Annotated in this window: 15 protein-coding genes and 1 riboswitch (1 of these 16 only partly in view); of the genes, 5 read left to right on the top strand and 10 right to left on the bottom strand. The window is 46.2% G+C overall.

From position 1 onward, the window contains the following. Positions 1–7: 7 nt before the first annotated feature. The 6 genes from BQ9856_RS09015 to BQ9856_RS08990 all read right to left on the bottom strand — a co-directional run bounded on the left by BQ9856_RS09015 (position 8) and on the right by BQ9856_RS08990 (position 7,666). Positions 8–1,663 (bottom strand): Na/Pi cotransporter family protein, encoded by a 1,656-nt coding sequence (locus tag BQ9856_RS09015; protein ID WP_077610726.1) that lies wholly within the window; start codon positions 1,661–1,663, stop codon positions 8–10. 103 nt (positions 1,664–1,766) lie between these two features. Next, positions 1,767–2,759 (bottom strand): dipeptidase, encoded by a 993-nt coding sequence (locus BQ9856_RS09010; protein ID WP_077610725.1) that lies wholly within the window; start codon positions 2,757–2,759, stop codon positions 1,767–1,769. 132 nt (positions 2,760–2,891) lie between these two features. Next, on the bottom strand, positions 2,892–4,076 hold the full coding sequence (locus BQ9856_RS09005; protein ID WP_442855510.1) for an ABC transporter permease: 1,185 nt from the start codon (positions 4,074–4,076) through the stop codon (positions 2,892–2,894). Beyond that, entirely contained in the window at positions 4,054–4,761 is a 708-nt protein-coding gene (locus BQ9856_RS09000; protein ID WP_077610724.1) for an ABC transporter ATP-binding protein, read from the bottom strand. The genes BQ9856_RS09005 and BQ9856_RS09000 overlap by 23 nt, the downstream gene beginning before the upstream one ends. 44 nt (positions 4,762–4,805) lie before the next feature. Further along, positions 4,806–6,560: an HlyD family efflux transporter periplasmic adaptor subunit gene (locus tag BQ9856_RS08995; RefSeq protein ID WP_077610723.1), complete on the bottom strand. Its 1,755-nt coding sequence runs from the start codon at positions 6,558–6,560 to the stop codon at positions 4,806–4,808. Positions 6,561–6,574: 14 nt separating this feature from the next. Then, positions 6,575–7,666 carry an S-layer homology domain-containing protein gene (locus BQ9856_RS08990; RefSeq protein ID WP_077610722.1) on the bottom strand — a complete coding sequence of 364 codons (1,092 nt, stop codon included), beginning with the start codon at positions 7,664–7,666 and terminating at the stop codon, positions 6,575–6,577. A gap of 324 nt (positions 7,667–7,990) precedes the next feature. Between BQ9856_RS08990 and BQ9856_RS08985 the strand changes: the two genes are divergently transcribed. Next, a complete protein-coding gene (locus tag BQ9856_RS08985; protein WP_077610721.1) occupies positions 7,991–8,665 on the top strand; it encodes a response regulator transcription factor in 675 nt (224 codons plus the stop codon). Beyond that, positions 8,662–9,909 carry a sensor histidine kinase gene (locus tag BQ9856_RS08980; protein ID WP_077610720.1) on the top strand — a complete coding sequence of 416 codons (1,248 nt, stop codon included), beginning with the start codon at positions 8,662–8,664 and terminating at the stop codon, positions 9,907–9,909. The genes BQ9856_RS08985 and BQ9856_RS08980 overlap by 4 nt, the downstream gene beginning before the upstream one ends. Before the next feature lie 92 nt (positions 9,910–10,001). Here BQ9856_RS08980 and BQ9856_RS08975 read toward each other — a convergent pair whose 3' ends face one another. Then, positions 10,002–10,712 carry a GTP pyrophosphokinase gene (locus tag BQ9856_RS08975; protein WP_077610719.1) on the bottom strand — a complete coding sequence of 237 codons (711 nt, stop codon included), beginning with the start codon at positions 10,710–10,712 and terminating at the stop codon, positions 10,002–10,004. A 27-nt stretch (positions 10,713–10,739) separates the two neighbouring features. Beyond that, positions 10,740–11,579 (bottom strand): Mrp/NBP35 family ATP-binding protein, encoded by an 840-nt coding sequence (locus BQ9856_RS08970; protein ID WP_077610718.1) that lies wholly within the window; start codon positions 11,577–11,579, stop codon positions 10,740–10,742. A 122-nt stretch (positions 11,580–11,701) separates the two neighbouring features. Between BQ9856_RS08970 and BQ9856_RS08965 the strand changes: the two genes are divergently transcribed. Continuing rightward, a complete protein-coding gene (locus BQ9856_RS08965) occupies positions 11,702–12,463 on the top strand; it encodes an HD domain-containing protein (RefSeq protein ID WP_077610717.1) in 762 nt (253 codons plus the stop codon). Positions 12,464–12,524: 61 nt separating this feature from the next. Here the strand turns inward: BQ9856_RS08965 and BQ9856_RS08960 are convergent, their stop codons facing one another. Both BQ9856_RS08960 and BQ9856_RS08955 read right to left on the bottom strand, forming a co-directional pair. Further along, a complete protein-coding gene (locus BQ9856_RS08960) occupies positions 12,525–13,097 on the bottom strand; it encodes a folate family ECF transporter S component (RefSeq protein WP_077610714.1) in 573 nt (190 codons plus the stop codon). 61 nt (positions 13,098–13,158) lie between these two features. After that, a riboswitch (THF riboswitch) is annotated at positions 13,159–13,256 on the bottom strand. A gap of 67 nt (positions 13,257–13,323) precedes the next feature. Beyond that, the gene (locus tag BQ9856_RS08955; protein WP_077610713.1) at positions 13,324–13,848 is read right to left on the bottom strand and encodes a phosphatase PAP2 family protein; all 525 of its coding nucleotides are present in this window, start codon (positions 13,846–13,848) and stop codon (positions 13,324–13,326) included. A gap of 161 nt (positions 13,849–14,009) precedes the next feature. Here BQ9856_RS08955 and BQ9856_RS08950 point away from each other — a divergent pair, with 161 nt between their 5' ends. Together BQ9856_RS08950 and BQ9856_RS08945 are read left to right on the top strand one after the other, a co-directional pair. Next, the gene (locus BQ9856_RS08950) at positions 14,010–14,393 is read left to right on the top strand and encodes a CidA/LrgA family protein (RefSeq protein ID WP_077610712.1); all 384 of its coding nucleotides are present in this window, start codon (positions 14,010–14,012) and stop codon (positions 14,391–14,393) included. After that, on the top strand, positions 14,374–14,655 hold the 5' portion of the coding sequence (locus BQ9856_RS08945) for an LrgB family protein (protein ID WP_077610716.1). The gene runs 24 nt beyond the window's last position; the window shows 282 of its 306 coding nt (coding positions 1–282); its start codon is at positions 14,374–14,376; its stop codon lies beyond the right edge, outside the window. The genes BQ9856_RS08950 and BQ9856_RS08945 overlap by 20 nt, the downstream gene beginning before the upstream one ends.

The raw sequence follows: 14,655 nt of genomic DNA, 5'->3' as shown, positions 1-14,655 counted from the left end.
GTTTCTATTACATTTCATCCCTTACATAACCGGCAATATTATGGGCATGGTCTGAAATACGTTCCAGATTGCTCAAGGCATCTAAAAAAATAACTCCGTTTTCCGGCTTACAGGTTTGGGCTGACAATCGTTCAATATGGCGTTCCCTTAACTCCTCTTCCAGGTTGTCCACATTTTCCTCGCTTTGGACAACGGCGCGGACCTCGGACATGTCAGAGGATGCCCTGGCCTTTATGGCATGCTCCAAAGATGAACGGACCGCCTTAAGCATTTCCTTCATCTCATTCTCCGCTTCCTTTGAAAATATGATGTTCCGGTCCGCTTTTTCCGCTGCCAGCTCGGATAAGTTTTCACAGTGGTCGCTGACCCGTTCAAAATCACTGACGGTATAGAAGAGATTTTTTACAAGAAGATGCTGCTCCTCATTTAAGGACTGGTTGTTGATCTTTATTAAATAGTCTGTGAGTATCTTTTCGTAATCATCGATTTTCTGCTCCATTTGTTCCACCTGCTTAACCTCTGCCCTGTCATTGCCAAGAAGGGCACCCGCTGCAAGATCAAAGTTTTCCAAAGCCGCACGCCCCATGTTCACCACTTCATGGTTTACATTTTCAATGGCAAAGGATGGGGTCTCTAAAATCCTTTCATCCAGATGCCTTTTCATTTCTCCATCGGGATCCAATTGCTTTTCCTTCTTATCCTCCCGCACAAATATCCCGGAGGCCTTTACTAAAAATCCGGCAAACGGGAATAAAAGAATGGTGTTGCTTACATTAAATATGGTATGGAATATGGATATTTCCACACTGCTGATCTGAGAAGATGCAAAAACCGGGTTAAGCTGAAACACGACAAACATAATGCATCCAAAAATAACAGCGCCGATCACATTAAAAAGAAGATGAATGACAGCGGCCCGTTTTGCAGTCTTGTTGGCTCCCACGCTGGAGAGCAAAGCGGTCACACAGGTGCCGATATTCTGTCCCAGTGTAATGAAAATTGCTGACTTCCAGTTCACAATTCCATTAAGCGCCAAAGTCTGCAAGATTCCTACGGATGCAGAAGAGCTCTGAATGATGCCGGTCACCACCAGACCTGCCAGAATACCCAAAAGAGGATTCCTTCCCAGTACAGAAAAGGCCTGTCCAAAAATAGGCGCGTTCCGATAGGGAGTGATGGATGCAGACATAAAATTAAGGCCGATAAACAGCACACCAAAACCGACCAGAATTTCACCTATCTGTTTTTTCTTCCCGCTTTTGGAAAAAAGGCTGAAAAGCGCTCCCACGCCCACCAGTGCAGGAGCAAAAAACTCCGGTTTTAACATCTCGCCCCACTCGCTCATGGAAACGATCCAGCTGGTAACGGTGGTTCCGATGTTGGCACCCATGATAATGCCTACCGCCTGCCCGAGGTTAATGATCCCGGCATTTACAAAGCCCACTACCATAACTGTGGTGGCAGAGCTGCTCTGGATGATTGCCGTTATTCCGGTTCCTAAAAGAACACCCATAAGCCGGTTGCTGGTCAGAGCTCCTAAAAGCTGCTGCATCTTATGGCCCGCTGACTTTTGAAGCCCGTCGGCCATGGCATTCATTCCATAGAGGAACATTCCAAGCCCTCCAATGAATTTAAATAGCATTTGTACATCCTCAATTGACATAACTTCCTCCTGATTTATCACACTATGACATGTTATGTAAGTACTATATCAAATCTATGTAAAGTATCATGCACATGAATGTAAATTCTATGTAAAATTTGTTTTAATGTAAAATTTCTTTGTAAACCCGGAGGACATTTCCATAGAAAACAGCTTCTATCTCGCTATCCGTAAAACCTGCTTTCCCCATGGCAGCCTCTAAAACCGGTAAATCTGCAGGAGACTTCATCTCCAGGTCTCCGCCGATGCCGTCAAAATCAGATCCCAGTCCGATACAACTGATCCCACCTACCTGCTTCATATGTTTTATATGGGAAACCATATCCTGGATCCGGCTTAAGGCTCCCTCCCCCTTTTTCCAGTCGTGAAGAAAATCGGCACAATAATTGATTCCGGCTACTCCGCCCCGTTCCGAGAGCATTCTTATCATCTCATCGGTTAAGTTCCGCGGGTTTGAGGCAATGGTTCTGGCGTTGGAATGGCTTGCTACAAAAGGTTTTTTTGTATGGCGGAACACGTCTGCAATTCCTGCATCCGACAAATGGGACACATCAATGATCATGCCCATTTTTTCCATTTCCCGTACAAATTCTATCCCCTTCTCCGTGAGCCCGTGTTCTTTCTCCGGTTCAAAGAATGCTTCCCCGCCTTCTTCCCAGATCCGGTTTGGATGACCCAGTTCATTTTTGTAATTCCAGGTCAGTGTCATCATACGGACCCCGAGACGGTAAAAATTTCTCAGGAATGCAAGCTCTCCCTGGCAGACACCGCCCTCCTCAATGGTAAGCATGGCAGACATCTTCCCTTCCTTCCGGTTCCTTTCGATGTCATCATAACAGGTTACGACGCCTATCATATCTTTGTATTTCCCAAGCTCCGTATAGAATAGGTCTGCCAGCTTCATACAATGCTCAAACGGGTGCTCATGCCTGCTTAAATTGGTAAACAGTGCAAAGTTCTGCAGGCAGTAATCTCCTTTCCTCATACGCTCCAGATCAATGTGGCAGTCATTTTTTAATATGGAATATTCCTTTCCTTCTTCTTTTCTGTAAAACAACTCCGCAATGGTATCACAGTGCATATCTACAACCTTCATGTCTTGCTGTCCTTTCTCACGATCCGTCAGATTTTGCCTGCACAAAAGGAGCAACCCGCAATGAGCTACTCCTTTCGTAACTATGCAAATAGTATCACCAATATGATACATTTGCAAGAAAATATTCGATTCTTACTCGCTGCGCAGGGCATCGATCGGGTTTAAATTGGCAGCGCGGCTGGCCGGCATATAACCAAAGAGCAGGCCGATCCCCACCGACACGCTGAAAGAAACGATCACTGCACTTGGGGTGGGCGACGCATTCATTCCCATCGCAGTTCCAATGACCGCAGTGGCTGCGGAACCGATCACGATACCCAAAACGCCCCCAAGCGAACTGGTAACGGCTGCTTCAATTACAAACTGCTGCATGATGTTACGCTTTTTTGCCCCAAGGGCTTTCCGGATTCCGATCTCTCTGGTACGTTCCGTTACAGATACCAGCATAATGTTCATAACACCCACGCCTGCTACCAGAAGAGATATCCCGGCAATCCCGCCCAGCAGCATGGACATCATGGAAATCATGGAATTTAAGGAATCCAGCATCTCGCTCATGGCAGTAACACGGTATAAGTCATCATCTTTGAAAATCTCATATAAAAATGTTTGAATGGCTTCTTTGGCTTCTGTTGTGTGTTCCATATCAGAGGTCGCTAAAACATAGCTGCTGATATTGGCGTCATTGCCCATCTTGGCTGCACAGCTGTAGGGAAGATAAAGTACATCATCCGTACCGCCGGCCTCCAGCTCATCCTCATCCTGCCTGGAGATCACACCTACAATCCGGAATGCGTATCCGTTTATTTTAATCGTCTGGTCAATGGCCTTTTCCACGCTTCCGTATAAATCCCAGGCCACATAATAGCCCACAACACATACCTTTTGTCTGGAAAGAATGTCAGAGTACTGGAGGAAACGGCCGGTCTCCAGTGTCTGGTCCTTCATTTCCAAGTATTCTTCACTTACGCCGGTCACGGTGGTATCCGTCAGGGATTCTGTTCCGTTTTTTATGGTAGAGGACAGCGAAACATTGGGAGTCATCTGGGAAAAAAGTTCCTTATGCTCCTCATAAAACTGATACATCTCATCCACGGAAACGGACCTGGAGGAAAGATTGGATACATTCACATTGATCTGGTTCGTTCCCATGCTGGCAAAGCTTTCTGTCATATAGGACATCTGCCCATTCACAAGGCTTACCAGAATGATGACCGATGCCACGCCTATAATGATTCCAAGCATGGTAAGAAAAGAACGCATCTTATTGCCCCAGATGCTCTTAAGAGCCATTTTAAAGGATTGCAGAATATTCATTTACGTCTCCATCGAAATTAATCTTGCCATCATGTACCCGGACCACACGTCTGGCCTCCAGCGCTATGGCGCTGTCGTGGGTAATCATAACTATGGTATTGCCTTCATCATTTAGCTTTTTTAAGAAATTTAAAACTTCACGGCTGGTTTTGGAATCCAGAGCTCCTGTGGGTTCATCGGCCAGAATCAGGGAGGGATCCCCTGCCAGAGCTCTGGCTATGGAAACCCTCTGCTGCTGGCCGCCGGAAAGCTGATTGGGCAGATTCCGCCACTTTTCCGCCAGACCTACCCGCTCCAGAGAAGCCAGAGCCCGTTCTTTCCGTTCATTGGTGCCTATCCCGGCATACAGGAGAGGCAGCTCCACATTTTCCAGAAGATTTAATTTCGGCAGCAGATTGTATTGCTGGAATATGAAGCCGATCATCTTATTCCGTATCTGAGCCAGCTGGTTATCAGACATGCCTCCTACATCCTCACCGCCCAGCAGATACTCCCCTGAGGTAGGGACATCCAGTGCTCCTATGATATTCATGAGCGTGGACTTTCCGCTTCCTGACTTTCCCACTATGGCCACAAACTCCCCGCGGCAAATGGTAAGAGACACACCGTCGCTTGCGCGGACTTCCTCATCTCCCAGCCGGTATACTTTATAGATTTCTTTTAATTCAATCAAGGGTTCTTCCACGTTTTATAACCTCCTGCTGCCGTTAAGACCTGGGACCGCCGCCATTACCCGCCGCCTCCGGACCTTCCGCTGCCATTACCGCCGCCTCCGGACCTTCCGCCGGCATTACCGCCGCCTCCGGATCTTCCTCCACCTGGACCGCCGCCCATTCCGCCCATGCCGCCCATACCGCCTGGCATCATGGTATCCTGTGTCGTACTTACCGTGGATTGTGCAACATAAACTTCCTGATTTTCTTCAAGTCCGCCGGTGATTTCCACATAATCATCACTGATTAACCCTGTGGTAACTTCAACAGCACGGAAGCCTGCAGGAATATTTCCCTGTGCCTCTTTTACCGTTTCATCCTTCACATAAACCTGATTTCCGCGCATCAGTGCATCGGCCGGTACGGACAGTACATCCTTTGCCTCATCCAGAATGATCACTCCATCTACATTCATGCCCGGAAGCAGCTCATCCATTCCGTCATTTAACGTAACTGTTACCGGGTAATTGGTAACTCCGTTCGATGTTGAGCTTTGCATGCTCACATTGGTAACTGTACCGGAAAAAGTCTTTTCGGTCACCGCATCTGCAGTAACGACCACGTTCTGCCCTACTTCAACGGATTTTACATCCAACTCATCCACAGACATTTCAAAAGTATAATTGGACATATCGTATATGACCGCCAGCGTTGTGCTTCCGCTGGAGCTTTTGGTGATCTTATCCCCTGCTTTTACAGTCTTAGTTATGACTCTTCCGGAAATGGGGGCCGTAATGGTATAGTTGTCGTAGGTATCCCGGGTGCTTTCCAGCTTGCTTTTGGCTGATTCCAGAGTCTCTTCGGCTTTTTCCAGTGTTTCCTTATAGGTACGTATCAGCTTTTCTGCGGACTTGCTTTCCATGGTGAAAACCGGAGTTCCTTTTGTTACATAGTCTCCCTCATGCACTAAAAGGGTTCCGACCTCCACGCTGGAGGATAAGTCTGCTTTCATAGTCGTTTCAAGCTTGGGTTCAAACGTTGCCTCCATGCTGCAGACAAAATCCCCGACCATTGCTGTGGCAGCGGCTTCTGTGGTAAGGCCGCCCGGATTGGTCACTTCAATGGTGACATAACGGACGATACGCCCGCCGGTAAGGGTCACATCCATATTGCTGATGGAGGAAACCACGCCCTGAATCTGTTCCCCCGTATCGGTAAGAGTTAAAACCGCTGCATTTCCGGCTGCCATCTGGGCTGCCTCACCTGAGAGGAAAGGAACCTTGATCTTCATGGTTTTATCATCGTAGACAGCGGCAATTTCCGTACTGCTGCTGATTTTATCCCCTTCCTTTATGGAAAGGGATTTTATGTAGCCGTTTTCTGTGGATTTGTACGTATTCCCACTATAATCGCTTAAAGCAGTGTTATAATCCTCCAACGCGATTTCGTAACTTTCCTGGGCTCTTGTCAAGGAATTATTTACTGATGTCATCTCCGATTCCATGGAGGAGGTATCAATCCGGTAAAGGACCTGGCCCTGTTCTACCTCATCCCCCTCTTCGAAATCCGCCGCAGTGACTTCACCTTCTACCAGGGAGGTTATGTCATAGGTATCCTTTGGGGAAATGGTTCCTGAGGAAGAAAGCTCAGACGTGATATCCCGTTTCGTTGCCTTGGCTGTCCGTACACTTTTTGCCTCTGCGGAAGTTTCCCTGGATTTTTTTAAGCTTACTGCTGCTGTAACCCCGGCCAGAGCCACAAGGATTATGATCAGAATGATTAAGACTTTCTTTTTTTCTTTTGAAAACAATTTCTGGATGATTTTCTTCATTCCGGCCTCTCCTGCTAATCTTCTATATAATCAATGACTGTCCGTGTTTCATTTCCCTCACTGTCGGTTGACATCGTATAAACCAGGTTCACCGTATCACCAACCCGCAAATCTCCATAGGAAGAAAATGCAAACTGCATCTCAGTGCTGGTAAGCTCATAGGTATTGCCATCATCCAGAATAATGGCGCTTGGCGTCATCAGATCGGTAGAATTATAAACGACGTTGCTGATCTCCCCAAAGACAGCAGAACGGCCGCTTTCGTTCTCATTTCCAACGGTGTAAAGCCATACGGTCTTGGAAAGGCTGTGGTAATATACCAGCACACCGTCCGCACTGTCAAATGCGACGGTAATTGCCTCGCTGGAGTTGGAAACCGCCTCTCCGTCAAGATAAACATTGGCTGCACTGAGTTTAAAGGGAAGATAGGAATCGAGCCTGTTCTTGCTTCTTACAACCTTCGGCCCCTTTAAGCTGTTATCAACCATTGTAAACGGATTGATCTCTCCATCCTCTGTCAATTCGCAGTCCAGGCTCTTTCCAAACATGGTTCCTGACTTGGTGTCCGTCTTTAACAGGTTATAAAAGAGGTTTATGCAATCCTCCTTCTTTAAAACTTCCAGGGCTTCTTTATTCAGGTTCTCATCCAACTCCAGGAAATGGTATTTGGAAAGCCTGGAACCTGACTGGTCTCCCGTAAAATCGGAATTTTCATATCCAAGCAGGCCCAGAACACCTTTCACTGCATCCTGAAGCGTTATGTATTCATCCGGTTTAAAATTTCCTCCCAGATAACCGTTCATCCAACCCTGTTCCGCTGCGATCCGGATCTGAGCCGCATATTCATGGTTTCTGGGCACATCAGCAAAAACGGATGTGCTGCTGGTCCCGCTTACCGTACTCCGGTAGGAGGAAGCATTCACCAGCATGCTGGCAAATTCCCCCCGTGTCACCGTCATATCCAAATTCGTAGTACTCATGATACCCGAAACTCCGATTACCTTTTTCCTTAAATCAATATTAGCTGATGCTTCCGTTATCATAGGGCTGGCTGCCGTCGCAGCCAATACAACAGCCAGGGAAGCCGCCATTCTTCGTCCGTCCATCCAGGTTTCTCCTCTCATCATTCAAATCTGCAGCCTATTTTAACATGTTCCTATGTCCGTTCTGTGACAGGAAGCTGAAATTAGTCTGAAAGCGTCCCCTCCAATCCCCAGTTTCCGGCATATTCTACCATTATTACCTGAAAATAGCCTGAAAATCCATTTTTAGGAGCCTCATAACTCCCTCAAAGTGCGTTAAAATACCATTTCAGCATATTTTAAGCTTAAACCTTTACAATTACAATAAATGTAAGATTGCCTAAAGCACCATCTCAATTTATAATAGTTATCAACAGGTTCATCATAAAAATAAAGGAGAACGGAATCATGAAGGTACTGATAGTAGAAGATGAAATAAGATTGGCCGAAGCATTGGGACAGATCATGAAGGAACAGCATTATCAGGCCGATATTGTATATAACGGAACCGACGGCCTGTATTGCGGCCTGTCCGGTGAATACGATGTTATCGTCCTGGATGTGATGCTCCCCGGAGAAAATGGCTTTCATGTAGTGCGGAAACTGAGAGAGGCCCACATAAAAACTCCGGTTCTCATGCTGACTGCACGGGATGATATCCGTGACAAGGTAACAGGCCTTGATAAAGGGGCTGATGACTACATGACAAAACCGTTTATACCGGAAGAGCTTCTGGCCCGCATCCGAGCCATCTCCCGCCGCCAGGGGGAAGTGATCGTAGAGGAAATGAGATTTGGGGATTTAATCCTGAACCTGTCGGCCAATGATTTATGCTGCGGTTCCAAATCCATTCATCTGGGATACAAGGAATTTGAAGTGCTGAAAATCCTCATGAGCAATTCCGGAAAGATCATCTCCAAGGATACCCTGATATCCAAGGTATGGGGCAATGACTCTGACGCAGAGGATAATAATGTGGAGGCCTATATATCATTCCTTCGCAAAAAGCTGACCTTTGTAGGTTCACGGGTAGAAATCGGAACCATCCGCAAGGTCGGGTACCGCCTGGAGGAAACGGAATGATTAAAAAATTAAGAGGAAAGTTTATTTTAATAAACATGACTTTTGTAATCAGCATCCTCACCGCAGTGCTTGGCATCTTCTACTACACCAATATAAAACGCATCGAGCGTCAGGCAGAAATGGTCCTCCTGCAGGCCATCGACCACAACCGGTTTAACCGGCCTCCTGACAAAGTGGAATTCGGGAGAAGGCCAAAAGAAGACCTAACGCCTTTTACCCCTGTTTTTGTAGTGACCTTAAACCGTGATCATTCCATAAATAATATCTGGGAAAACAACATCACCGTCACCAAAGAGCTGGCTTCTACCCTGATACAGCTTACAGAGGCAGACAGCTCCCACAAGGGGGTTCTCAAGGATTATTCTCTCCGCTACCTTAAGATGGATACCATGGAAGGGACAAAAATTGCATTCGCAGACCAAGGCTATGAATGGAATAATTTAAAAGCCCTTCTGATCAACTGCCTGCTGATCCTTTTTGTATCAGTCATTCTCTTTCTGATTTTAAGCCTGTATCTTTCCCGTCTGGCCCTTAAGCCTGTGGAAACCGCATGGAAACAGCAAAATCAGTTTATTGCCGATGCATCCCATGAATTAAAGACGCCGCTTACCGTAATCCTGGCCAATTTGCAGATTCTTTCCTCCCACAAGGAATGCACCATCAAAGATCAGGAGAAGTGGCTGGATAATACAAAGGAAGAAGCAGCCCGCATGAAACAGCTGGTGGAAGAACTCCTGTTCCTGGCCCGCTCCGATGCAGGAACCGTCGAGGCAGCCCAGATAACGAAGGCGCCCCTGAATTTCAGTGACATCGTACTCAATGGAGTCCTGCTTTTTGAATCCGTAGCATTTGAAAATAAGGTGAATCTGGAAAATGATATTGAACCCGGAATCACACTGGAGGGCTGTGAAGCCCAGTTAAAGCAGGTAATCACCATCCTTTTGGATAATGCATGCAAATACGCAGGAAAAAACGGAGCCGTTTCCGTCCGTCTAAAGAAATCTGCTCATCACGTTGTCTTAACCATCCAAAATACCGGTGAGCCCATACCTTTGGAGGAGCAGAAACATATTTTCGAACGGTTTTACCGGACGGATAAGTCAAGAGTCCGCAAGGAAGGCGGCTACGGCCTGGGACTTTCCATCGCAAAAACCATTCTGGAACAGCACAAAGGAAAGATCGGGGTTTCCAGCAGTTCCGAAACAGGAACCATCTTTACAATCAGTTTGCCGCTATCCGAGTAAGCCATGAGTAGCGCACAAAAAGGGAGGGGCGATTTGTTATGTAATCACATTCACATAACAAATTGCCCCTCCCCAGATTTTCCTTCCTGCACTTATTTCGTAACCGTAATCCCCTGGTCCTCAATCTTCTTTCTGATCTTCAGCATCCGTTCATCGGTCTGTGCGATCACATCGGCGCATTCCCTGAGTTCATCACTGATCTCCTCAGAATACTCTTCCACTTCTTTTTTGTATTTCAGCTGATGATCCAGGCTGGCCCAGAAATCCATGGCAATGGTCCGGATCTGTACTTCTACCCGCATCCACTTTTTCCGGTCAGAGAAAAACACAGGAATCTCTACGATCATATGGTAGCTGCGGTAACCATTGTTTTTGGGATGCCGGATATAATCTTTAATGGCGATAATATGTACATCATCCTGACGGGTCAGCATCTCTGCCACCGCGTAAATATCGTCAAGGAATGAGCAGATGACGCGGATTCCTGCCACATCATCCAAATTTTCCATCATGGATTCCAAAGAAACCGGAAGCCCTCTGCGCTGCAGCTTTTCGACAATGCTTATGGGCTTTTTCACCCTGGATTTCACCATCTCAATGGGGTTCCTGGAGTTTCTCACAGACAGTTCGTCATTTAAGACCTCCAGTTTTGTCTTGATCTCCCGGATAGCACAGGTGTACATCATCATGGATTCCTGGAATTGGTAGGCCTGCTTCATAAGCGGGTCCGGAACCTGGACCAGATTGGGTACATTCACAATGGACTGGTTCAATTCGCTATTGGGATTCATGCTAATATTCATACTTATACCTCAAAAATTTCAAGTAACTTACGCCGTCTCGACTGACAAAACGGCTGCATCAAGCCATGGTGCTTCTAAATATTCAACCGTACCCGCATCCACTGCTCCGGCAATTTTCGGATCAATGGGAATCTTAGCTAATACAGTAAGATCACTGGTTTTTGCGACTTCATCAATGTGGCTTTCTCCAAATACGGAAATCTTTTTCCCACAGTCCGGGCAGGATAAATAACTCATATTTTCAACCAGGCCAAGAATCGGTATATTCATTTTCTTCGCCATATTTACTGCTTTCGCAACAATCATGGAAACCAGTTCCTGAGGGGATGTTACAATGATAATTCCGTCCGGCGGAAGGGACTGGAATACGGTCAATGGCACATCGCCGGTTCCCGGAGGCATGTCTACAAACATGTAGTCTATGTCCTCCCAGAGGGCCTCCTGCCAGAACTGTTTTACAGCCCCGGCGATCACCGGGCCTCTCCAGATCACCGGATCGGTTTCGTGGTCTAAGATCAGATTTGCCGACATTACTTCAATTCCTGTTGCAGTCGTAGCCGGAATCATAAGACCGTTCGGTGTCATGCCTACCCCTGCATCCGTAAGGCCGAATGCCTTGGGAATGGACGGACCGGTAATATCCGCATCCAGAATGGCTGTTTTATATCCCTTGGCTTTCATGCGCACTGCCATCATGGCAGTTACCAGTGATTTTCCAACACCGCCCTTCCCGCTTACAACGCCGATTACCTTTTTCACTGTGCTGGCAGGGTTAAGGGGTTCTAAAAAACTTGTCTGCTCCTCCTGTCTGCTGCTGCAGCTTTCCCCGCAAGTATTACAATTATGAGTACAATTAACATCACTCATGGCTCATTCCTCCTAATGAATTATAATCTAAAATATAGAAGACAGCATTTGATTGTCATGGATCTCTTTCTGTAGTATAATGCAAACACTTAAGATTATAGTATGAAAGAAGGTTTCTGTCTATGGATTTTACACAAGCTAAAAAAATATTTGCACGCTATTTGAAGCATTATGATGCAACGGACGATAAAATCCGGCTGAAAATTGTGCATACCTACGGTGTCGTTAAGGCTGCCGGATATATTGCAGAAGGGTTGAATCTTTCCCGGGAAGATACGTCCCTGGCCTGCCACATTGCCCTGCTTCATGATATCGGGAGGTTTGAACAATTAAAATCATATCACAGCTTTGACGATTCGATCATTTCCCATGCCGAGCTGAGCCTTAAAATACTTTTCGAAAACCGCCTCATTGAACAATTCATTCCGGAGCGCAGCTTCGATCCGATCATTTATGCTGCGATCCGGAACCACAGCCTCTATCAGATGGAGGAATCCTTAACCGGCAAAGAGCTGCTGCATTCTAAAATCATCCGGGATGCGGATAAGCTGGATAACTTCCGTGTCAAGGAACAGGATTCTATCCATACCATGCTTGACGTATCTCCGGCCCAACTCGGAGCAGAACCGGTTTCCGACCGCACCTTCCATTGCTTTCTTAGCCACACTCCTATCCGGTATTCTGAGCGTGAGACTCATATGGATATGTGGGTTTCTTATCTCGCCTATATTTTTGATTTGAATTTTCCCATCAGCCGCAGATATGTCCGGGAACATGATTATATAAACAAGCTGGTGGACAAAATCCCATACACCGATCCGGAAACCCGAAACCGCATGGAAGCCATCCGAAAAACCGCTCTTCTCTATCTGGAACAGCAATAATTTCCTGATTCCATTCAAAAAGGCCTGTGGTGCAATTTGAAACACCACAAGCCTTTCTCCTTTATCTTGTTCCCGCCGTTTTCGCACTCCGGATGGCCTGAAAGACTCCCATCGAATCCATAGCTTTTGCCATGATATAAAAAATCATGGAATCAACGGGCCACATGACCAGATTCTTAAGCGCTCTGGCCGGAAGGAGAACCATGAAGCCTTTTCCATACAGGATGGACAGGCACAGGGTGTTGAGCACTACATTGCAGATCAGCATGACAAGGAACTTGGCAACCAGAATCCTTCTTAAGGTAACAGGCTTCCTATAGTACATACAGCCATACATAAGACCTGCCAGCATGGTCACCAGGGTTAATCCCGGAAAAAAGGCTCCGGCCGGTTTTAAGAGATACTTAAGCACATCAAGGCTTCCGGAAAAAAGGCTGCCCACTACCGGTCCAAATAAATATGCTACCATTCCATTGGGGATGGAAGAAAAGCTGATCCTGATATAGTTACCCGCATTAATGGAAAACATGCCAAGAATAATCGCTATGGCAGCAAACATGGCGGCAGTGGTGATGGTCCTCACAGACTTCAGCTCTCTGTAAGAATCGGTGAACAAAGTGACGAATTTTTTCATAAAAAAATACCTCCTTTGCAGACCTCAAACTACAACCGGAGATAATATACCTATCTTCTGATGCAGCGGGATGCGACTCGTGTACCGCAAGAAAATCTTTTCGTCCGGCTGACAACTCCCTGTTCAGCCGGCACTTAACGCACACAAGTCTACTCTGCGACTTATAATATTGTATTTTGTAACGCCACCAGTATAACACAGATCCGGCGGAAAGCAAGTACTTTTTTCAGGACACGTTTTCTTTCTCCACCATGCGGTGAACGAAAAAGGCGATGAAACTCCCCAGAACCATTCCTCCAAGCACATCAGTAGGGAAATGAACAAATAAATACATTCTGGAGAATGCAATGAGTGCTGCCAGGATTAAAAAAGCGGAACCCCATTTCCGGTTATAAAGCCAGATACTGACCGCTCCTTCAAAGGAGGCCAGCGTATGCCCGGACGGAAAGGAATAATCTCTGGGGTTCTTAACCAAAAGAAGAACGCTGTTATCAATCCAACAAGGCCTGTCTCTGGCAACCAGATTCTTAAGCAGCCCATTTCCGATTAAAAGACCTGCCGCCAGGGATAACATGACGCACAGGCCGATCCGCCTTGTATTTTGAAACAATAACAAAACAGTACCGGTAATAATCCAGAAAATTCCATGGTCTCCCAGGCTGGTTATCCCCTTCATAAGCCCATCCAGCCAGGGGGTATGCAGCGTTTGTAAAAAATATAAAATGCCAAACTCCAGTTCAGCCATCATCATCCTTAACTCCTTTTCATTTAATATGAATAATTATACCTTTTATCCACGAAATTTCCAATTAAAAAATATGTTATGTCATTAAAAACATTTGACAAGCCGCAAATTTCAGTTTAGGATAAACCATAGTTGAAAATTCAACAGGAATCGCAGGAGGCTATGCCATGAAATACATCAGACAATTCAGTATCATTCTTTTCATATCCCTGGTAGGAGAAATCATACATTTATTTGTTCCCCTTCCCGTACCCGCCAGTATTTATGGCCTGATCCTCATGTTAATGGGCTTAAGAACAAAACTCATTCCCCTGGAAGCGGTGGAAGAGGTAAGCACATTTCTTATCGATATCATGCCTCTGATGTTCATTCCGGCAGCCGTGGGGCTGCTGGATTCCTGGGGAACGCTGAAACCCATTCTCGTTCCTTTCCTGGTTATCACTTTACTTTCCACGGTTATTGTCATGGTGATCACCGGAAAAGTAACTCAGTTTCTTATCAAAACCGACAAAGAAAGAAAGGCACATAAAGATGAGCAGTACAATCAGTGATTTTTTGTTTTTTGGTGCAGTGATCAGCATTCTGGGTTATGAGCTGGGAGTCCGTATAAAGAAACGGTTCAGGCTTGCCATATTCAATCCGCTTTTAATATCCATTTTGGCGGTCATGGCTTTTTTATCCGCATTTCAAATTGATTATGAGGCTTATAACGGCAGCGCCAAATATATCAGCTATCTTCTGACCCCGGCTACCGTTTGCCTGGCGGTTCCGCTCTACCGCCAGCTGGAGCTGCTTAAGAAGCATTCCAAAGCC

The sequence above is a fragment of the Clostridium sp. Marseille-P2415 genome (assembly GCF_900155545.1).
Taxonomy (GTDB): domain Bacteria; phylum Bacillota; class Clostridia; order Lachnospirales; family Lachnospiraceae; genus Lacrimispora.
Note: the sequence above shows the minus strand (reverse complement) of the source record. Positions and strands in the feature narration are given on the sequence as shown.